Annotated in this window: 20 protein-coding genes; 9 read left to right on the top strand and 11 right to left on the bottom strand. The window is 64.9% G+C overall.

The genetic code is table 11. The features are described from left to right. Positions 1-9: 9 nt before the first annotated feature. Both CH274_RS03650 and CH274_RS03645 read left to right on the top strand, forming a co-directional pair. Positions 10-351 (top strand): FmdB family zinc ribbon protein, encoded by a 342-nt coding sequence (locus CH274_RS03650; protein WP_094628878.1) that lies wholly within the window; start codon positions 10-12, stop codon positions 349-351. A gap of 44 nt (positions 352-395) precedes the next feature. Continuing rightward, positions 396-1,616: an FAD-binding domain-containing protein gene (locus tag CH274_RS03645; RefSeq protein ID WP_094656746.1), complete on the top strand. Its 1,221-nt coding sequence runs from the start codon at positions 396-398 to the stop codon at positions 1,614-1,616. 20 nt (positions 1,617-1,636) lie between these two features. Here the strand turns inward: CH274_RS03645 and CH274_RS03640 are convergent, their stop codons facing one another. From CH274_RS03640 to CH274_RS03630, 3 genes are read right to left on the bottom strand one after another with little or no spacing between them, the layout of a single operon-like run. Then, positions 1,637-2,410, bottom strand: coding sequence for a DUF4097 family beta strand repeat-containing protein (locus CH274_RS03640; protein ID WP_094656745.1), 774 nt, complete (start codon positions 2,408-2,410; stop codon positions 1,637-1,639). Continuing rightward, on the bottom strand, positions 2,407-3,063 hold the full coding sequence (locus CH274_RS03635) for a response regulator transcription factor (protein WP_032397093.1): 657 nt from the start codon (positions 3,061-3,063) through the stop codon (positions 2,407-2,409). The genes CH274_RS03640 and CH274_RS03635 overlap by 4 nt, the downstream gene beginning before the upstream one ends. Beyond that, entirely contained in the window at positions 3,054-4,328 is a 1,275-nt protein-coding gene (locus CH274_RS03630; RefSeq protein ID WP_094656744.1) for a sensor histidine kinase, read from the bottom strand. Before CH274_RS03630 ends, CH274_RS03635 begins: the two co-directional genes overlap by 10 nt. 135 nt (positions 4,329-4,463) lie before the next feature. Between CH274_RS03630 and CH274_RS03625 the strand changes: the two genes are divergently transcribed. Together CH274_RS03625 and CH274_RS03620 are read left to right on the top strand one after the other, a co-directional pair. After that, a complete protein-coding gene (locus CH274_RS03625) occupies positions 4,464-5,096 on the top strand; it encodes a DedA family protein (protein WP_094628888.1) in 633 nt (210 codons plus the stop codon). A 39-nt stretch (positions 5,097-5,135) separates the two neighbouring features. Continuing rightward, positions 5,136-5,318 (top strand): hypothetical protein, encoded by a 183-nt coding sequence (locus tag CH274_RS03620; protein ID WP_032397091.1) that lies wholly within the window; start codon positions 5,136-5,138, stop codon positions 5,316-5,318. Here CH274_RS03620 and CH274_RS03615 read toward each other — a convergent pair. The 3 genes from CH274_RS03615 to CH274_RS03605 all read right to left on the bottom strand — a co-directional run bounded on the left by CH274_RS03615 (position 5,306) and on the right by CH274_RS03605 (position 7,716). Next, positions 5,306-6,136, bottom strand: coding sequence for a MerR family transcriptional regulator (locus CH274_RS03615; protein ID WP_094656743.1), 831 nt, complete (start codon positions 6,134-6,136; stop codon positions 5,306-5,308). The genes CH274_RS03620 and CH274_RS03615 overlap by 13 nt on opposite strands. 67 nt (positions 6,137-6,203) lie before the next feature. After that, positions 6,204-6,473, bottom strand: a complete 270-nt coding sequence (locus CH274_RS03610) for a GNAT family N-acetyltransferase (RefSeq protein ID WP_094656742.1) — start codon at positions 6,471-6,473, stop codon at positions 6,204-6,206. A gap of 118 nt (positions 6,474-6,591) precedes the next feature. Next, positions 6,592-7,716 (bottom strand): hypothetical protein, encoded by a 1,125-nt coding sequence (locus CH274_RS03605; protein ID WP_094656741.1) that lies wholly within the window; start codon positions 7,714-7,716, stop codon positions 6,592-6,594. 196 nt (positions 7,717-7,912) lie between these two features. On the opposite strand from CH274_RS03605, the gene CH274_RS03600 reads away from it, so the two are divergent. Further along, a complete protein-coding gene (locus CH274_RS03600) occupies positions 7,913-8,563 on the top strand; it encodes a cutinase family protein (RefSeq protein ID WP_094628894.1) in 651 nt (216 codons plus the stop codon). Positions 8,564-8,570: 7 nt separating this feature from the next. On the opposite strand, the gene CH274_RS03595 is transcribed toward CH274_RS03600, so the two are convergent. The 5 genes from CH274_RS03595 to CH274_RS03575 are packed head-to-tail and all read right to left on the bottom strand — an operon-like array spanning position 8,571 to position 14,830. After that, a complete protein-coding gene (locus CH274_RS03595; protein WP_094628896.1) occupies positions 8,571-9,662 on the bottom strand; it encodes an ABC transporter ATP-binding protein in 1,092 nt (363 codons plus the stop codon). 21 nt (positions 9,663-9,683) lie between these two features. After that, a complete protein-coding gene (gene galK, locus CH274_RS03590) occupies positions 9,684-10,850 on the bottom strand; it encodes a galactokinase (RefSeq protein ID WP_094656740.1) in 1,167 nt (388 codons plus the stop codon). Continuing rightward, positions 10,847-11,962 (bottom strand): galactose-1-phosphate uridylyltransferase, encoded by a 1,116-nt coding sequence (galT, locus tag CH274_RS03585; protein WP_094656811.1) that lies wholly within the window; start codon positions 11,960-11,962, stop codon positions 10,847-10,849. The genes galK and galT overlap by 4 nt, the downstream gene beginning before the upstream one ends. 16 nt (positions 11,963-11,978) lie before the next feature. Then, positions 11,979-12,797, bottom strand: coding sequence for a DeoR/GlpR family DNA-binding transcription regulator (locus CH274_RS03580; protein WP_094656739.1), 819 nt, complete (start codon positions 12,795-12,797; stop codon positions 11,979-11,981). Continuing rightward, positions 12,797-14,830 (bottom strand): beta-galactosidase, encoded by a 2,034-nt coding sequence (locus CH274_RS03575; RefSeq protein ID WP_094656738.1) that lies wholly within the window; start codon positions 14,828-14,830, stop codon positions 12,797-12,799. The genes CH274_RS03580 and CH274_RS03575 overlap by 1 nt, the downstream gene beginning before the upstream one ends. A 212-nt stretch (positions 14,831-15,042) precedes the next feature. Here CH274_RS03575 and CH274_RS03570 point away from each other — a divergent pair, with 212 nt between their 5' ends. The 4 genes from CH274_RS03570 to CH274_RS03555 are packed head-to-tail and all read left to right on the top strand — an operon-like array spanning position 15,043 to position 20,354. Then, complete coding sequence (locus CH274_RS03570; RefSeq protein WP_045197909.1) at positions 15,043-16,338, top strand: ABC transporter substrate-binding protein; 1,296 nt, start codon at positions 15,043-15,045, stop codon at positions 16,336-16,338. A gap of 58 nt (positions 16,339-16,396) precedes the next feature. Then, entirely contained in the window at positions 16,397-17,296 is a 900-nt protein-coding gene (locus CH274_RS03565; RefSeq protein WP_045197906.1) for a carbohydrate ABC transporter permease, read from the top strand. Further along, positions 17,296-18,225, top strand: a complete 930-nt coding sequence (locus CH274_RS03560) for a carbohydrate ABC transporter permease (RefSeq protein ID WP_082073862.1) — start codon at positions 17,296-17,298, stop codon at positions 18,223-18,225. The genes CH274_RS03565 and CH274_RS03560 overlap by 1 nt, the downstream gene beginning before the upstream one ends. Continuing rightward, complete coding sequence (locus CH274_RS03555; protein ID WP_256993465.1) at positions 18,222-20,354, top strand: alpha-galactosidase; 2,133 nt, start codon at positions 18,222-18,224, stop codon at positions 20,352-20,354. Before CH274_RS03560 ends, CH274_RS03555 begins: the two co-directional genes overlap by 4 nt. Positions 20,355-20,390: the final 36 nt, after the last annotated feature.

Below are 20,390 nucleotides of genomic sequence, written 5' to 3'. Positions count from 1 at the left end.
AAACCTTGTATGACGTTGTGCCGGAACGTTGCTGATGCGCCACATCGCGCTACTCTCGAATGCGTGCCCACCTACAGCTTCCGCTGCGCGCGACGATGCGCCCCCGTCGAGCAGAGATTCTCCATGGCGGACGCGCCGTCCGAGGTGACGTGCCCGGAGTGCGGTGACGCGGCCCCACGACAGATCTCCTCGCCTGCTCTCGGACGTGGGAACAGCGCTGCGATGAAGGCACACGACGCCTCGCGCGCCACAGCGGACACACCTGCCGTGGTCTCGTCTCTACCTCCGGCCGGCAGATCCGCAACAAGGACCACGTCCAATCCACTGCATCGCCGCCTGCCGCGCCCCTGACGACTCCGCGTTTCCCTTTCGCTACGACAGGGAAGTCCGACGCCATGCCCACGATTCCAGCTCCCCCGTCGATTGCCGACGGCTCCACCACTGAGGACCTCGTCGACTGGGTCGCCGAGCATCTGGGGGATCTGACTCGCGAGGGTCCGGATGCCATCACGGCCGGCGGCATTCGCGGCGGGCAGTCCGCTGCTGATACCGCGCTGGCCGGACTCGACATCACCGGATATGCGCGCGATCGCAGCACCGTTCTACCGGTGAATCGCCGAGGCGCAAGCCGCATGTCGCCGTACATCCGACACGGGCTGCTGACGCTGCGGGAGGTATGGGACGCGGTCGCCGACGCTCCCCCACGCGACCGTTCCCGCTATCGCGACGAACTGATGTGGCAGGAATACGCGCGTCATCTCTACGCGCGCACCGGATCCGATCTCGGTCGTTCGCTACGCCGTGAGCAGCCGCGACCCCAGGGCTGGACCGCGCAGCCGTGGCCCGAGGAGATGAACTGCATGTCCTCGGTGGTGGGTGAATTGCACCAGGACGGCTGGCTGGTCAACCAAACCCGCATGTGGCTCGCCTCCCAGTGGGCAGTCCGTGCCGGGGCGACGTGGCGCGACGGCGAAGACGAGATGTTCGCCCATCTACTCGACGGCTCCCGCGCAGCCAACCGCCTCGGCTGGCAGTGGACCGTCGGTACCGGAAGCGGCAAGGTCTACGGATTCAGCCGGTGGCAGGTGAACAAGCGAGCACCGTCCCTGTGCCGCAACTGCGCATTGAAAGATGCGTGCCCCATCGAGAATTGGCCCGACGACGAGCTCGGCCCGGCGGTCGACGGTCCCGACCTGAACAAGGCACCGATTCCCGCCGGCCCCGCCCATGCGGAAGGCACTGGCGCAGAACAGGTGTGGATAACGGCAGAGTCACTCGGCACCGCAGACCCGGCACTGGCCGCCGACACCGATCGACCCGCGGTGTTCGTCTTCGACGAGCCGCTCCTGCGGAAACTCAGGCTCTCCGGCAAGAGGCTGGTCTTTCTCGCCGAGACGCTCGGCGAGATCGCGTCGACCCGCCCGTTGGAGGTACGTCGCGGCAGAGTGTCCGACGAGCTCTCCGGACGCTCCTTGGCTACCACCTGGGCACCCGTTCCCGGCTTCTCCCGCATCGCCGACGCCATAGCCCCGGTCGAGTTGCATCCGTGGCCGTGGCTGTTCCGACCGACCACATCCTCGGTACGGTCGTTCAGCGCGTGGCGACGCAGTCATTGAACGGCGGTCCTCGACCGGAGCTATCTCCGCAGCACCGAAATCCGGCCTTCTTCACTGCTGACCGATACCGACCTCGGAGAACTCGGATCGTCGACGACGTCGATCTCGACATCTCCCTTCTCCGACGTCGCCTCGACGTCGTACAAATCGGCCGGCGGGAGTTCGATCATGCTGTCGCCCTGCATGTTCTGCACACGTAACGAATCCGGCGGCAGCCTGGAATCAACGGCGACCCGACCGAACGTCGTGTCCACCTCCAGTGCCGACACGGCCGCATCGGTGATGTCCACGTCACCGAATCGTGTTGTTATGTTCAGGGTTCCGGCAGATCCCCGAGAGATCACCGAACCCGCCGAGGTGGACACCGATGTCTGCGCGTCGACGTCGACGAGCTCGACATCGGCTGTGGTGCCATCGATATCGAGTGTCAGGCCCGACGGTATCCGTAGTTCGAGACCTATGTCGCAACTGCTGCGCTTCCGGTAGGAGCATTCCACAGCGATGTTCGACCCGTCGTCACTGATGTCGACGGTCGGAGTGTCGCCTCGATAGGAACCGTCGGCCCGCACGTGCACCTCCGAGTCGGGACTCATGGACACCGACACGTGGGCGAAACCGGTCGTGAGCGAGAGATTCTTCCCGGTGATCGCTGCGTCGGTGGCGTAGTCGAACGACTGCATCTTGGGCATGGTGAATCCGTAGGCAATAGTGGCCGTCGTCGCCGCACCCGCCACGCCCACGACAGCTATGGCGACCGACACCGCAACGACGTTGCGCCACAATGACTTCTTCACTGAATCGCTCCCAGATATCGTAGGACGGCCATGACGCGGCGGTGATCGGCACTGTCTCCAAGTAGACCGAGCTTGGCGAATATGTTTCCGATGTGCTTCTCCACAGCAGCTTGACCGACCACCAATGCAGCGGCGATTCCGGCGTTCGACTTGCCTTCGGCCATGGCGGTCAACACGTCCCGCTCCCGCGGAGTCAGCGAATCGAGCGGATCCGAGCGTGGAGCTCGCGCCAGAATCTGCTGCACCACTTCGGGATCGATGACGGTTCCGCCGGTCGCAACGGTCCGCACCGCATCGGCGAACTCGTCCACATCGGCCACTCGGTCTTTCAGAAGGTATCCGACGCCGTCCGTGCTCTGCCGGATGAGTTCGGCTGCGTACCGTTCCTCCACGTACTGGGAGAGCACGAGAACTCCTACAGCGGGCCACCGTTGGCGAATGACCAGCGCTGCGCGCAGACCTTCGTCCAGGAAGGTCGGCGGCATGCGTACGTCGATCACGCACACGTCGGGAAGCGGATCGGCAGCGGACATGGCCGCGAGCAGTTCCGACGCATCGGACACCTTCCCGATCACGTCTGCTCCGGTATCGATCAGCAGGCGAGCCACACCCTCTCGCAACAGAACCGAATCGTCGGCGATGATCACTCGCACGGGATGCTCACCTCGAGCCGCGTCGGGCCGCCGGACGGCGACGTGATGGACATGGTTCCGTCGATTCCGCTGAGCCTGTCCTCGAGCCCGGCCAGACCGCCCCCCGGTGCCGGATGCGCTCCCCCACAACCGTCGTCGACCACCGTCACTCGTACGGCGGACTCGACTTTCGAGACATCGACTCGGACGTGGGCGGCCTTCGCGTGCTTGCTCACGTTGGTCAGGGCCTCGGAGACGACGAAGTAGACCGTCGACTCGACCGTCGCGTCCGGGCGTCGATCACCGGAGAGGGCGGGGTCGATACGAACAGTGACCGGTACCGCACACAACGCCGCGACGGACGACAGTGCGGCGTCGAGACCGCGGTCGGTCAGAATCGGCGGATGCAGACCGCGGGTGAGGGTGCGGATCTCGCCGATCGCGTTCTTGGCCTCCCGGTGGGCATCGTCGAGCAGTCCTTTCAGTACCGCATCGTCCGTTGCCGATGCGCGCGACTTCGCCTGCCCCAGTGACATTGCCACCGATACCAAACGCTGCTGGGCCCCGTCGTGCAGATCGCGTTCGATGCGGCGGCGTTCGGCATCGGCAGCGTCGACGACGCGAGCACGACTGACCGTCAATTCGTCCACTCGCCTACTGGATTCGGATCGGCCGAGAAGGACTGCGGCACTCCACCAGTCGAGCCGTGCCAGAGCTGTGAGCAGCAGTGGAACCCCCGCGACGAAGGTCACCAGCGAGGCGAAGCCGACCAGCGCCACGAACGGATAGCCCACCCGATCTCCGATTTCGAGCCGATTGCCGACCGGGTTCGTCACGATCCAGGCGACCGGTGCCGCCGCCAGAACCGGCAGGACCACGAACAGCGCCGGCAGCAAGAACAGCAGAACGGCCGAGACCGGAATCCGAAGGAGCCAGTAGCAGAACGACTTCCACAATCCGATATCGCGGAGGCACCAGATGAACCTGCGCCAACTGGTCGGGTACACGGTCGGTTCTGGGCCCTCGATGGAAATTCCACCGGTGAAACCGATTCCGGCACGCGCTGCACGGTCCATCCACCGGAGCGCCACTATCGTCAGCGCGAAGACGAGCACACCACTGAGCGCAAACGGCAATGCGCACACCGCCAGTACCAGCAGTCCCAGGATCATCCAGCCGCCGAGCCCGGCGACCGTCGATGCCAGCAACGACGCCACCGCCAGCCACCAGTTCGGCGAGATCCATGCCCTGAGCGGATTCAGGGGAATCGGTAGTGCCTCGTTCATGCGGATCAGCCTAAGTCGGGTGTCGTCGGCTTGTCGGCACTGTGAACCCACGGCCCGAGGTAGGGCCAGCCCTACCGTCGGTCCGTGGGTCGATCGTGGTGTTTTCCGCGTTCCGGACGACGAGATTCGACAGGTATGAACCTGAACATCCTCGATGTGGACCGGTTGTCGTCCGTGCCCGTGTGGGTCGTCTTTGCCGTCGTCTTCGTACTGCTGGCATTCGAGTCCGCGTCATTGCTCGGTCTTTTCACACCGGGAAACAGCGTGCCGATCACGCTCGGGGTGCTGACGTCGATCGGTGTGGTGCCGTGGCTGCCTGCCGTCGTCACCGCGGCGGTGGCGTCGAGCATGGGTGCGCAGTGGGCGTTCTGGCACAGTCGCCGCACCGGCACCGTGTTGGGTCTCGGACGAGCGGAGTCGGCGCTGCCTGCCGCGGTGATGAGGGTCGTGCTCGGGCTGACCACACAGGCGCGATCGAGGCCGCGCGCTGTCGCCATCGTCGGACACCTCATCGGGGGTATCCGCACCATCACGCCCCGGCTGGTCGCGACGTCCTCACTGCGGCACCGCGAGTACACGGCGCTCAGCCTGCTGGCCGCAGTCGTGTGGGCGGGTGTACTGGTGTCGGTCGGAGCGTGGCTGGGTGACCGGACGGTCATCAGGACCGCGCTCGGATACGCCTGGATTCCGGCTCTGACCATCATGGCTGCTACCCAGCTCAGGCGTCGAACACGCTCGTCTTCTCCCGAACTTGTCGGAGCCCGGTGATATCAAGGAGGTAGAGAGATACGACAGAAAGGGATTCGCATGTCCGCACGCTTCGATACCTGCAACGGCACACTCGTGATCCACGCGGTCGGCGGTGCGGAGTGCACGGAGCCGGACTGCGTGGATCTCGAGTACGTACGTCACTTCCTGGTGCTCGAATGCGAGGAAGTCACCGGCGGTTGCCAGTGCACCGCCCTCGTGGAGTTCGCTCAGGCGTCCTGACGTCGAACCACCGGCTGCTGCAGTTCGGTCACCCAATTCTCCTGCGGCTGCGGCTCGGACACCAGGTAGAACTCGCGGCAGATGCCGGAGAGTTCGTAGCCGTTCGCCTCGATCCACGCGATGAACTGCTCCCAGGTTTCGCCGATCGTGGCCATCGAACCGTGGTGAACGGTGGTCACCGCGAGCTCGACGGGCGGTAGCTCGCGCACCTCGTAGCCCTCACCGCCCACGACCTGGGGTCCCACCTCGAATGCGGCATGCACGGTGACGCCGCTGCCGTCTCCGTCGTCGACGGCCTCGTACATGGCGATGGACGACGGTCCGAACGTCACGCCGTGCTCGGCGAGTGTCCGGGCGAGCCGGGCGTACATCGGACCGATGATCGGTCCGATGTTCTGGGGGCCGAAGCCAGCGGCAGTCTCGGCGAGAACGGCAATACGGGTGGCCGGCAACGACTTGGTATCCACGGTGATCATCGAAATCCCTTCGGTGTGGGAGAGTCGCGCTTCGATGCGACGCAGGCGAGCGGCGTCGAGATCGAGCCGACGAGCGACATCATCGCGCTTGGCCGTGAGCATCTCGCGTAACCGATCGTCATCGACCTGGCCGTGCACGATCTCTGTCACCTCGTCGAGCCTGAACCCGAGGTCCTTGAACATCAGAATGCGTCCCAGAACCTCGAACTGCGAACCGTCGTACGAGCGATAGCCCGTGAACGGATCAACCCGCGCCGGCGTCAACAACCCGATCTCGTCGTAATGCCGAAGCATACGAACCGACACCCGGCCGATCGATGCGAACTCTCCAATGCTGAACATGACCCTCCGAGGTTCTCGTCTCACACAGTGTGAGGGTCAAGCGCAGAAAGTTGGGTGCACTCGACCTTCACAGCACGGGAATCCGGAAACGAACCACCGACCCGATGCAGTCGACTTTCTCGCCTCCGGCACGCTCCAGAGTCGCTATCGAGGCCGCGTTGCTCACCTCGCAGACTGCCGTCACCCGGGTCATGCCCATGCCCGCCGCGAGCGTCAGCACCTCGCGTACCGCCCACGATGCAACTCCCCGACCTCGTTCGGACGGGCGAACCCCGTAGCCGATGTGCCCGAGTCGGTCGGCGAACTCATTGCTGTCGTGTCTGAGCGGCGAGATCACCGGAGGGAACGACGAGGTCCACTGGCAGACGGTAACACCGGCGTCAGACCCGACGCATGGTAGGTGTTGGCGTCGTTGCCACCAGCGACAGAACTACCACCGCCGATCCGGCGGCCGTTCATCCTGGGCTGATGGAACCGAGGAAGGAGGTGGTCCAGATCGCCGAATTGGCCGAGCCTGCAGCATCGTTCGTCGGAACCAGACCGTTGAGCGTCACCTGGCCACCGGTCAGGCCGAGAGCCGGCTGCGGCGGCAGGGTGAAGCCACAGGACTGCTGTACGGTGCCCGGTTCGATGGGCAGATCGGTACGACGGCACTGCCCGGTGGACGTGGCCGTGAGCGCAGGCGTGACGCCGTAGCTGGTGATGCTCAGCGATGCGCCGAAATCCGGAGTCGACGGGTTCTGATAGCAGATCGATGCGGTGGCGGCCACGTCCGCGGACGGCTCGGTCGATGCCGCGCCAGTGGCAGCGTCCACGGACACGGCGTGGATCTCGGTGGTGCGCACGCCACCCGGACATGCGGGAGTGCTTCCGTTCGAAACCGAGTTCACCTCGCGTCCGACGCTGTACTTCACCGACCCGGTCGGTTGCGGTGTTCCTGCAACGGGTTCCGGCACGGGGGCAGTGCCGTCACCGAGTGTGTAGAGGGTCCACAGCGAGCCGGTGCGACCGTCCGGCAGGCGAAGCGGGTTGACGATGGAGTTGCTGGTCGCGACGCCGTCGACGACCCCGGAATCGTTGGGGTCGACTCGCATCACACAATCGACGGCCGCGCGTCCGGGCGAACCGATCAGGAACTCGAGTCCGCACGGGCCGTACATGGAGAGCGTGCCGAGGCCGGGAGCCGTCAGAGCACCCCACTGATCCAGGAAGGCCTGACCGTCGAGCAGGGGCCCGTCGCACACGTAGATCGGTCCGACGTTCTGGGCCGTCGGGTTCTGCAGGAAGCCCGTCGACGGGTCGTTGGTGAAGGTGTACATCCGTGCGTCGAGCCGTTCCACCACGGTCAGCGAACGCGGGGAGCCGAAGTAGTCGTTGCACGCAGCGTTGTCCTCGGCGGTGGGGCGCTGACCACTGTCGACGGTACGGAAGACGCTGAAGCTACCCGGCCCGTCGTCGATGGACCCCATGATGGTCGCTGGTGCCTGGCTCGGCGCAGGATCCGCCGAGACCGTGGCGATCGGACACAATGCGACCGCCACTGCAGACACCACGACGCCGCGCAACCACTTCTTCGACACGTGTTCCCCCGGAACATCTGGATCCGCAATCGGTGCAGATCGGACTCACCCCGCCGAGGACAGTAGCGCAACAGACGTTGAGAAGCGAGAGTTGGAGGACCACAGCGGTAGCTGAGACTTCGCCGGAAACTTCCAACCCGGCGGTACGACACGGCTAGGGTTCGACCTGCGCACTCACCGACCGAGGAGAGACTTCATGAACAAGCGTCTGGCATCGTATTCGGTTGCAGTACTTGCTGCTTCCACATTCTTCGTGGCCCAACCCACCGGTGTGGCGAACGCTGCCCCGTGCTCGGATGTCGACGTGGCCTTCGCCCGTGGAACCGCGGAGTTCCCCGGCCTCGGTATCACCGGCGGGCCGTTCGTCGATCGGCTGAAGTCGGAGTTGTCGGACCGCTCGATCAGTACGTACGCGGTGAACTACGCGGCCGACGTCACACAGGCCAGCGCCGGACCGGGATCTCGGGACCTCGTCGAACACCTCACGTCCGTCGCAGCGTCGTGCCCGTCGACGACGTTCGTGATCGGGGGATACTCACAAGGGGCCACCGTGGTGACCAACGCTGTGGGTCTGCGGACCAGCAGCAGCAACACCGGAGCCGTCATCCCGGCGGAGATCGCCGACCGCATCGACGCGGTGGTGGTGTTCGGCAACCCGCTCGGGCTCCGCGGCAGCAAGATCGAGACCGCCAGCGCCACGTACGGCCCGCGCACGCAGAGTTTCTGCACGGTCGGCGACCCGGTGTGCCAGATCGGCGGCTTCGATGTTCTCGCGCACCTTCGGTACGCAATCGACGGATCCACCACCGCCGGTGCCCAATTCGCAGCGGCTCGAGTTCGTAGCTGACCCGATCTCAGCGGCGCAGGTTCAATCCCGTCGTGGTCGAGAAGTAGTGGGCCGCCTCGGCGCGAGGGGCGATGCGGAGGACATCGCCCTGCGACGGGGTAGCGATGTCGGGGATTCGCGCGATGATCTGCGCCCCGACGGTACCGAGGTTCGACGCGTCCTCGACGGTCCGGCCGTAGATGTAGGCGTCCGCGCCGAGTTCCTCGACGACGTCGACGACGATGTCGGTACCGGAGTCGGAAAGCGTCCACGCTTCCGGGCGGACGCCCATCGTGACGCGGCTGCCGTCGATTCGATCGGAGATCGTGCGCTCGATGGGCACCGACAGCGATCCGAGCTTCGCGGCACCGGCGACGACGTCCACCTCGAACAGATTCATCGCGGGCGATCCGATGAATCCTGCGACGAATGCGTTGACCGGGTGCTCGTAGAGCTCCTTGGGGCTGGCGCACTGTTGCAGCACACCGGCTTTCATGATGGCGACGCGATCACCCATGGTCATGGCTTCGACCTGATCGTGGGTGACGTACACGGTGGTGGTGCCGAGCCTGCGCTGCAGCAGCGAGATCTGAGTGCGGGTCTGCACGCGGAGTTTGGCATCGAGGTTGGACAGCGGCTCGTCCATGAGGAACACCTGCGGGTTGCGCACGATCGCGCGGCCCATCGCGACGCGCTGCCGCTGACCACCGGAGAGCGCCTTGGGTTTACGGCCCAGGTAGTCGGTGAGATCGAGGATCTTCGCAGCCTCCTCGACGCGTCGGCCCACCTCGGCCTTGTCCATTCCGGCGATCTGCAGCGCGAAACCCATGTTCTTGGCGACGGTCATGTGCGGGTACAGCGCGTAATTCTGGAACACCATCGCGATGTCGCGTTCCTTGGGCGCGAGTGACGTGACATCCCGGTCGCCGATCTTGATGGCACCGTAGTCGACGTCCTCCAGACCGGCGAGCATCCGCAGCGAAGTGGACTTACCGCAACCGGAAGGCCCGACGAGCACCAGGAATTCGCCGTCCTCGATGGCGAGGTCCAGCGATTCGACTGCCGCGACGTCCGATCCCGGGTAGAGCTTGGTGGCTCCTTCGTACGTGACCTGTGCCATGGGAGTGCTCCTTTGTATGGGTTAGAAGAATCGATGTGCGGAGCCGGCGGGCTCGGCAGTGAGAAAGGTGGGTTCCGGCAGTCCGGATCGTGTTGCACTGTAGGCGATCTCGTTCGCCACGGTCTCGACGAGTTCCGAGGGCACCAGCGCAATGGCCGAGCCGCCGAATCCGCCGCCCGTCATCCGAGCGCCGTACGCGCCTGCCCGCAGGGCCGCGTCGACTGCGCTGTCGAGTTCGGGAGAACTGACCTCGTAGTCGTCACGCAACGACCTGTGCGACGCGGTCATCAGCTCACCGAGTTCGGCACCTGCGGCACCGCGGTCGAGGAGTTCGGCAGCCTGCTCCACGCGCCCGATTTCACTGATGACGTGGCTGACTCGGGCGATCAACGTCTCGTCGCCGAGTCCCGAGACCGCCCGCTCGAGATCCAGACCTCGTAACGTCGTCACCCCCAACTCGGCGTACGCCGTATCCAAGGCGGCGCGCCGGGCTCCGTACTGACCGTCGACCAGACGGTGCGGGGCGTTGGTGTCGATCACCAGCAAGCGCGTTCCCGACGTGGCCAGATCGAGGGGGATCTGACGCGTCGAACCGTCCAGGCAGTCGAGCAGCAGCGCGTGTCCCACCTCGGCCGACATCGCGATGTTCTGATCCATGCCGCCCGTCGACGCGCCGGCGATCTCGTTCTCGGCGCGAATACTGGCGTCGATCAGCACCTTTCGGTCGAGCCGAAGACCGAACAGATCGTCGAGCGCGAGGGCGAACGAGCATTCCAGCGCCGCCGAGCTCGACAGCCCCGAACCCACCGGCACCGAGGAATGCACGGCCACGTCGACTCCGCCGACTCCATGCTCACCGAGTGCCCAGGACACTCCCGCCACATAAGCCGCCCAACCCGACGGGGTGCCCGGACCGATCTCGTCGAGCTCTCCGGTCCACGACTGCTCGGTGTGCGTCGACACGGCCCGCACGGTCGTGTCCTCGCGGCGACGCACGGCCACCGCGGTGGCATACGGCAGCGCGAAGGGCAACACCAGTCCCCCCGCGTAATCGATGTGTTCACCGATGAGGTTGACGCGACCCGGAGCGATCCAGACGCCGTCGGGTTCACCGCCCAGTGCACTGCGGAACAGCGCGGCGGCACCGTCGGCGAGATCCTCGTCGGCAATCACGTCGAGCCAGTTCACGCGAGCACCTCGCGCATCCGGTCTGCGATCCGCTCGGGAGTGGTGTCGTTGATCCAGGCCCCCATCGCAGATTCCGATCCGGCGAGGAACTTCATCCGACCAGGTGAGCGCATCATCGAGAACAGTTGCAGATGCAGGCGTCCCAGTTCGCGATCGGCTCCGACAGGGGCCTGGTGCCACGCCGCGATGTACGGCACCTCGTCGACGCCCTCGAAGAACGCGTCGACTCCACGCAACAGATCCCGATAGAGCACGGCCAGCTCGTCCCGCTCGGCACCGCTCAACTCGGCGAGATCTGCAACGTCGCGACGCGGAGCGAGATGTACCTCGACCGGCCACCGCGATGCTGCAGGCACGTACGCAACCCAATGCTCGGCATCGACGACGATGCGTCGCCCCGAACGCAGCTCGGCGGCCAGCACATCGGCCAGCAGAACCCGGCCCGTGCTCTCGAAGTGCTTGCGAGACTGACGAATCAGCGCATCGGTGCGCGGCGGCAGGTACGGGTACGCGTAGATCTGACCGTGCGGGTGGGTCAGGGTGACGCCGATCTCCTTACCCCGGTTCTCGAAGCAGAACACCTGCTGGACACCGGGGATCGCGGACAATGCGGTGGTGCGATCGGCCCAGACGTCGATGATGGTGCGGACGCGAGAGAGCTCCAGCGCGACGAAGGATGTATCGGGGTCACTCGCGAAGCAGATCACCTCACACCGCCCGGTGCCGGGAGCCATCGGCCACAGCGCTTCGCCGTCCACCTCGCTCGGAAGTGATTGCTGCGCTGCCGTTTCGGACAGGGACGGGAAGCGGTTCTCGAACACCACCACGTCGTAGTCGGCCGCCGGAATTTCCGTGGCCGGACGGTCCGGTCGGCTCGGTGCCAACGGCGACGCGTCGGCCGGCGGCAGGAACGTGCGGTCCATTCGCTGCGCCGCGATGACGATCCATTCCCCGGTGAGGACGTCGAATCGCATCTGCGACTGGGACATCGACGGTGAGAGGGCCCGGGTATCGACCAGATCGCGGGTGGCTCCACCGGAGAGATAGGGCTCGGTGTCGTCGTAGTAGATCAGCTCACGGCCGTCGGCCAGAGTGGTCGACGTCTTGCGCATCGAGTGCGTCGTGGCGTCATGCGCGGTCATCGAGTGCTCGTTCCTCGTTCGTGTCGGGGGTGTGCTCTCCGGCGATCACCACGTCGTCGACCGTCTCGGACAACGCCTCGTGAACGCCGGGGTCGAGTCCGGCATCGGTGACGAACACGTCCACGCGCGAGAGCGGGATGGTGTTGGCCAGTGCGCGGACACCCCACTTGGTGTGGTCGGCGAGCACGATGACGCGACGAGACGACGCGACCAGCGCCTGGTTGGTCTGTGCTTCCATGAGATTGGGGCAGGTGAGCCCGGATTCGATGTCCACTCCGTGTGTTCCGAGAAACAACATGTCCAGGTGAATACTCTGCAGGGCACTGACCGTGAGCGGTCCGACGAGCGCGTAGGACGGCGTGCGCTGTCCGCCGGTGAGCAACACCGTCTGATCCGACCGCCCACCGGTGTGGAAGACCTCGGCGACAGGCAGCGAATTGGTGACGACGGTGATGTCCGGAACGTCGAGGAGTTCCTGTGCGAGTGCATGCGTCGTGGTGCCACCGGAGATGCCGATGGAGGTCCCGGGCCGCACGAATCGTGCAGCGGCACGGGCGATGGCCGCCTTGGCATCGCGATCGAGTTCGGACTTGGCCGAGAACCCCGGCTCGAAGACGCTCGCCGATCGCGGCAGCGTCACGCCGCCGTGCACCCGCTCGACCAGACCGCGGGCGACGAGCTCGTTGACGTCGCGTCGAATGGTCATGTCCGACACCGACAGTGCAGCACCGAGATCCGCGACCTTGACCGCACCCTCGGCCGTCACCTGGTCCAGGATCTTCTGCTGACGCTGGTGGGCGAGCATCAGCGGTTCTCGGCGATCACGGCACTGCCGCCTGCGGCCAGGATGAGTTCACCGTCGATCTGTGCGCCGCCGACCAGATCGGTACCCGAGGCGGGCACGCTGACCTTGTCGGTACCGTGGTTGAGCACGAAGAGCCAGGACTGCTCCCCTGCCGACCGTCGGACGATCTCCACATCCGATCCGAAATCGCGTCGGGTGTCGATTCCGGCTGCGGCGCAGAGCTTGTCGGCGAGCGTGGCCCAACCTGCCGCGTCGGGCACGGTGGCGGCGTACCAGGCGGCACCGGTGCCGACAGTACGTTTGGTCAGCGCGGGAACGCCGCGCAGATGCCCCCGGGTATGGCGCGCCAGCACATCGACGTCCTCGGTCGTGGTGAGGTATTCGCTCCAGATCTCACCGACGGTCTCGTCGTCGAGAGTCAGCGTCTCGCCGTCGGCGAGCGGGAAGAATTCCTCGACTCGGACGCCGAGCAGCTCGCGGAATGCGCCCGGGTAGCCGCCGAGTCGCACGTGGTCGTCCTCGTCGGCGATTCCCGAGAATGCGGTGACCAGTACCTGCGCGCCGGCATCGGCCGCGTCGGCTATCCGCGCGGCGGTCTCGTCGCTGCACAGGTACAGAGCCGGAACCACGACGATGTCGTAGCCACTGAGGTCCGTGGACGACGGAACGACGTCTACGGTCACGCCGGCGGAGGTGAAGCCGCGATGTGCGCGTCGGGCAATCTCCATGGGCTGCATCGCCATCGACGGATGGCCCTCCTGCTCGCACGCCCATTGCGATGCCCAGTCGAAGAGCACGGCGACCCGGGCATCGACGGTGCTTCCTGCCACCGGGGCCATACGACGCAGCGCAGCGCCGAGCTCGACGACCTCACGCCACCGCGCGGAGTCCTCACCGGCATGCGGCACCAGTGCGGAATGGAACTTCTCCGCCCCGGCCTTGGAGGCACGGAACTGGAAGTACGCGATGCCGTCTGCGCCTCGGGCCATGTGCGCCAGGGAGTTTCGCATCATCTCACCGGGCATCTTGGCCCGGTTGATGTGCTGCCAGTTGACCGCGCTGGTGGAATGCTCCATCAACAACCAGGGTCGACGGCCGGCGACGCCGCGGGTCAGGTCGGCGGAGAACGACAGCTTGTGATGCGCTGCCGCGTCACCGGTTTCGGGGCCGACGAGGTAGTGGTCGGTCGAGACGATGTCCTGCTCGGGGGCCCAGGACGCGTAGTCCATGTTGCCTGCGAGCGCGGGGCCCTGGCCCATGCCGACCATGAAGTTCGTGGTGACCGGGACGTTCGGGGTGATGCGGTTCAGCAGGGCCTTCTCGGCGCGGTACTGCTCGAGGAGAGCGTCGGAGCAGAAGCGGCGCCAGTCGAGCTGGTGCGTCGGGTTGCCGAACGTGGTGCTCACCGACGGGGGAACGATCTCGTCCCAGTCGCTGTAGCGCTGGCTCCAGAAGTCGGTTCCCCAGGCGGTGTTGAGGGTCTCGAGGTCGATGTACCTGGCGCTGAGCCATTCTCGGAATGCATGGGCACTGTCGTCGGAGTAGCACAGTGCGTTGTGGCAGCCGAGTTCGTTGGAGACGTGCCACATCGCCAGTGCTGGGTGCTCACCGTAGCGATGCGCCATCTTCTCGACCAGCACGAGCGAATGTTCGCGGTACACAGCAGAACTGGGGCTCCACGTCTGACGGCTTCCAATGGCGTAGCGGTAGCCGCGCTCGTCCACCGGGCGCATCTGCGGGTAGGCGGTGGCCAACCACGGCGGGGGCGAGGCCGTCGCCGTGGCGAGGTCGACGCGGATATCGCCCTCGTGCATCAGATCCATGACTCGGTCGAGCCACTCGAAGTCCCACGTCGACGCGGTCGGCTGCAGACGCGCCCAGGAGAAGACACCGACGGTCACGAAGTCGACGCCGGCCTCGTGCATCAGCTCGACGTCGCGTCGCCAGACGTCCTCGGGCCACTGCTCGGGGTTGTAGTCGCCGCCGAAGGAGATTCCCTGGGTCGGCCAGGTGCTGCGTCGCGCTGTGTCCATGCTCACAATATGAACGAGCAGTTCTCAGATGTCAACATGAATGAACATTTTCTTACTGATGCAGGTGAGCGGGCCTCGAAGAGCTTGACAGGCGCCCTCGCGTCGTGTTTCTGTAACCTGCATCACCCCGAATGGTCGGAGAAACGACGCGGAACCTTCCGCGAAGATGTTCACTTCTGATCGTTATCGATACTTCTCGTCGAAGGACTTCCATGAACCCACACGAGTGGCCGCGCACGTGGCAGCCGTCACGACGCGATTTCCTGCGGTCCGCGCTCGTCGCCGCGGGTGCGATCACCGCCGGTGGCGCGCTGTCGTCGTGCTCGAACAGCGTCGACCCGAACGTCACCACGCTCGGGTCACGCTTGTCCGACCCCAACTCCAAGCTGGGTGTCGAGGACTTCGTTGCGATGTATCGACAGCAGACCGGGCGGCAGCTCGCCGTCAACACCGTCGACTCGACGTCGTTCCAGGAGAACGTCAACAACTACCTCCAGGGCACGCCCGACGACGTCGTCACCTGGATGGGCGGGTATCGGGTGAAGTACTTCGCCGAGAAGGGGTTGGTGGAGGATCTGTCGCCGATCTGGGCGAACCACGGCGGTGGCTTCAACGACAGCTTCCGCGAGAACTCGACCGGTATGGACGGCAAGCAGTACCTGATCCCGTTCTTCTACTACCCATGGGCGGTGTTCTACCGGCCGAGCCTGTGGGCCGAGCGCGGGTACGAGCCCCCGGCGACCTACGACCAGTGGGTGGCGCTGAGCAAGCAGATGCAGGCCGACGGCCTCACCCCGATCGGCTTCGGGGCCCGCGACGGGTGGCCACCGTTCGGAACGTTCGACTATCTGAATCTGCGGCTCAACGGCGTCGAGTTCCACCGAACCCTGCTCGCCGGAGACGTGAGCTGGACCGACAATCGCGTGCGTTCCGTGTTCGACACCTGGCGTGAACTGCTGCCCTTCCACCAGCCGCAGCCGCTGGGCCGCAAGATCGCCGATGCGCAGATGGCGCTGCTGAACAAGAGCGTCGGGTCGCTCGTCGCCGGCATGTTCGTCGCGCAGAGCTTCCCCGCTGGTGCCGAGCGCGACGATCTGGACTTCTTCACCTTCCCCGAACTCGATTCAGCTGTAGGAACATCCACGGTCGAGGCACCGATGGACGGGTTCATGATGCGCACCGACCCGCGCAACCGGCCCGGAGCCGAGGACTTTCTCACCTACATGACCGGCCCCGACCCTGCCGTCGCATACGCGAAGCAGGATCCGCAGGCGATACCTGCTCACCGAGATGCCGACCTGTCGAGTTTCCCTGCACTGGTCCGCAAATCGGCCGATCTGGTGCAGAACGCCGAGGAGATCACCCAGTTCTTCGACCGCGATACCCGACCCGATTTCGCCTCGATCGTCATGATCCCGGCCCTACAACAGTTCATCGGCAACCCCAACGATGTCGACGGCCTGGTACGCAGTATCGAACGTCAGAAGTCGGCGGTGTTCGGAACATGATCGTGCGCAGTGCGATTCGACCCCCATCATCCACTCGACATCGAGATCAGGTAATGCCATGACCGCACCCGAACGGGTCAAGTCGCCGAAGATTCGGCGCAGTGTTCGCGAGAAGTGGACCATCGCGCTCATGCTCGGAGTCCCCGCGCTGATCGTCATCGGTCTCGTCTGGATTCCGACGATCTTCACGGTGATCCTGTCCTTCGCCCGCTGGGACGGCATCGGCGGCACATCGAGCATCGAATGGATCGGCACTCGGAACTACGTCGATGCCGTCGAGGCCTACCCACCGTTCCAACAGGCCCTGCACAACAACGTGCTCTGGCTGGTATTCCTGTTCCTCGTCCCCACCGTCATCGGCATCCTGCTGGCGATCCTTCTGGACAAGAACCTCAAAGGGTCTCGGCTCTACCAGAGCATCTTCTACATTCCCGTGGTGCTGTCGATGGCTCTCATCGGCTTCATCTGGCAGCTCATCTACTCCACCGAGGGCGGCGTCCTCAACAGCCTGCTGGGCACCGACGTCGACTGGCTCGGCGACCCGGACATCAACATCTGGGCCGTGATGGTCGCCGCCGGGTGGCGTCACACCGGCTACATCATGCTCTTGTACTTGGCCGGCCTCAAGGCCATCGATCCATCCGTCCGCGAAGCCGCGGTGATGGACGGTGCCGGGCCGATTCGCACGTTCTTCAGCGTCATCTTCCCGCTGATGAAGAACACCAATCTGCTCATCGTCGTCATCACCGTCATCGAGGCACTGCGCGCCTTCGACCTGGTCTGGGTGATCAACAGGGGCAGAAACGGTTTGGAACTGATATCGGCGTTGGTCACCGCCAACGTCGTCGGTGAAGCAGGCCGCATCGGCTTCGGCTCGGCCCTGGCGACCGTCATGCTTCTCATCTCTCTCGTCTTCATCGCCCTGTACCTCGCCATCGTTCTTCGGAGCAAAGACTGATGACCACTTCACTCACCCGCACAGCACCGCCCGAGCGCGATCCGTTGACCCGCAACCGCGCCGCCGTCGCCAACCGTCGGCGCGCCGGCACCGCCCAGATCGCCATCTACGTGCTGTTGACCGTCATGGCGCTCGTCTGGATGTTCCCGCTCGTGTGGGCGGTGTACAACTCGTTCCGCGACTACGACTACGTGTTGCTCAACGGATACCTGTCCGTCGGCGGCTATACGTTCAGCAACTACATCGACTCGTGGCAGATCGGCGGAATCCCGCACTACTTCTTCAACTCGCTGATCATCACCGTGCCGTCGGTACTGCTCATCCTGTTCTTCGGCTCGATGGCGGCATTCATCCTGGCCCGCTTCAGCTGGAAGTTCAACATCTTCATGCTCGCGGTGTTCATCGCAGGCAACCTGCTGCCCCAGCAGACTTTGCTCACGCCACTCTTCCGTCTGTACAACGCAATTCCCGTTCCGTACTGGATGAGTTCCTCCGGTTCGCTGTACGACAGCTACTGGGGTCTGATCATCGTGCACGTCGCGTTCCAGACCGGATTCTGTGTGTTCGTGCTGAGCAACTACATGAAAACAGTTCCGCACGAGCTGCTCGAGGCCGCCACCGTCGACGGAGCGAGCCTGTTCCGCCAGTACTGGCAGGTGGTCATGCCGCTGTGCCGTCCCGCGCTGGCTGCACTCGCGACACTGATGGTGACATGGATCTACAACGACTTCTTCTGGGCTCTGGCCCTGATGGTCAGTGGCGACAAGCTCCCGGTCACGACGGCGCTGCAGAATCTGCAGGGTAGCTTCTTCACCGACACCAACCTGCTGGCCGCAGGCTCGGTGCTGGTGGCTCTACCGACAGTGCTGGTATTCGTTGCGCTGCAACGCCATTTCGTATCCGGTCTGACGATGGGTGCCAACAAGTGAGTTTTTCCGTCCTTCGCCGTGACGGTGTCATGGTGATTCTCGGCCCGTCGTCCACCGCCGTTCCGGCCGTGCTGCATTGGGGTACCGATCTGGGGGAGCTGTCCGAGAACGACCTGACCGAGCTGCGCAGGGCCGCGATCCCCGCTGTCCCGCATTCGAGCGTGGATGTGCCCCGGTGGCTCACCCTCGCACCCGGCAGCGACGACGCCTGGCAGGGCACACCGGCTCTGGCATTGCACCGCAATGGGTCGGTGCAGTACCCACGGTGGGGCGACGTCGCTGTTCGCGCGGACGACTTCCGTTGTGAGGTCGAGGCGTCCGACTCCGAGTTGGGAATCGCGTGGTCGATCGAGTTGTCGTTGGAGATCGGTGGCTCACTGCGAGTGCAGCAGAGTGTTCGCAACGTTTCCGGTGGACCCTTGACCGTCGACGGCGTGGTGACGCTGATGCCGTTGCCGGACAGTGCAACCGAACTACTCGACCTGACGGGACGGCATTGCCGCGAACGTACCCCGCAGCGGCGACGGTTCGATCACGGCTCTACCGTGCGCGCCTCACGACGCGGTAGAACCGGGCACGACGCCACCCTGGTTCTCACCGCCGGTAGTGAAGGCTTCGGCTTTCGCACTGGCGAGGTATGGGGTGCACATGTCGCCTGGAGCGGCGATCACCTGCATCTGGCCGAGCGTCTACCCGAGCGGGCCGGCCAGGCCTCAGGAGTGTTGGGTGGCGGAGAGCTGCTGGCACCCGGCGAGGTGATACTCCAGGACGGCGACACCTACACGACACCGTGGGTGCACTTCGCGTATTCCGATGCAGGGCTGGATGGTTCGGCGCAGTCGCTGCACCGATGGATGCGATCCCGATCCGCACATCCCACCTCGCCGCGACCGGTGGTGTTGAACGTGTGGGAAGGGGTCTACTTCGATCACGATCTCACCCGACTCCGCGAGATCGCCGACGTCGCCGCGCACGTAGGCGTCGAACGATTCGTGCTCGACGACGGATGGTTCCGACACCGCCGCGACGATCGAGCCGGCCTCGGCGACTGGCAGGTGGACGAGGGCGTCTGGCCCGACGGACTGGCACCGCTGTTCGATCACGTTCGTGAACTCGGTATGAGTCCAGGACTGTGGTTCGAGCCCGAGATGGTCAACCTGGATTCCGACATCGCTCGGGCGCATCCGGATTGGCTGCTCGCGGCACCCGGGCGACTACCCCTCGAATGGCGTCACCAGCACGTGCTCGATCTGACCCGCCCGGAGGTGTTCGAGTATCTCCTCACTGCCATCGATACCGTGTTGACGAACGAGCGGCCCGACTACGTGAAGTGGGACCACAACCGGGACCTGATGCTGGCGGTCGATTCCGACGGACGCGCTGCGGTGCATGCCCAGACCTCGGCGTTCTATCGGCTGTTGGACGCGTTGCGTTCGCGGCATCCCCACGTCGAATTCGAATCCTGCGCATCCGGCGGCGCCCGCATCGACCTCGAGGTCCTCGAACACACCGACCGCGTATGGGCGTCGGACACCAACGATCCACTCGAACGTCAAAGGTTGCAGCGGTGGACGACGCAGTTGCTGCCTCCGGAGCTGATCGGCTCGCATGTCGGTCCGCAGATCGCGCACACGTCCGGTCGATGGTCGACTCTTCAGTTCCGTTGCTTGACATCACTGTTCGGTCACGCCGGATTGGAGATGGACGTCACCGAGCTGTCGTCGGAAGATCACGAGTACCTGCGGTCGTGGACTGCGCTGTACAAGGAATTGCGCGGACTGCTTCACACCGGCAACGTGGTACGCGCCGACCATCCCGACCCGAGTGTCTGGGTGCACGGCGTCGTGGCTGCGGACTGCTCGGAGGCCGCGTACGCAGTGGTGCGAATGGACACCTCCCCCGAGGACCGCACCGATCGTGTTCGGCTTCCCGGCCTCGATCCGGCCGTGCGGTATCGCGTCGAATTCGTTCATGCACTGAGTGATTCCGGCAACGGGATCGAGCTACCACCGTGGATCGCCGACGGCGGAGTGGTCGAGCTGTCGGGGTCGATGTTGGCTCGGGCAGGTGTGGCACTACCGGTGCTGTTCCCGCAGACGGGGGTATTGCTCAGGGTGCAAGCCGTCTGAACTGTGAATCGGCTCCTCAGTTCTGGATTTCCGACT

This window comes from Rhodococcus sp. 06-418-5 (genome assembly GCF_002258285.1).
In the GTDB taxonomy this organism is placed as follows: Bacteria; Actinomycetota; Actinomycetes; order Mycobacteriales; family Mycobacteriaceae; genus Rhodococcoides.
This window is presented reverse-complemented; position numbering and strand designations above follow the sequence as displayed.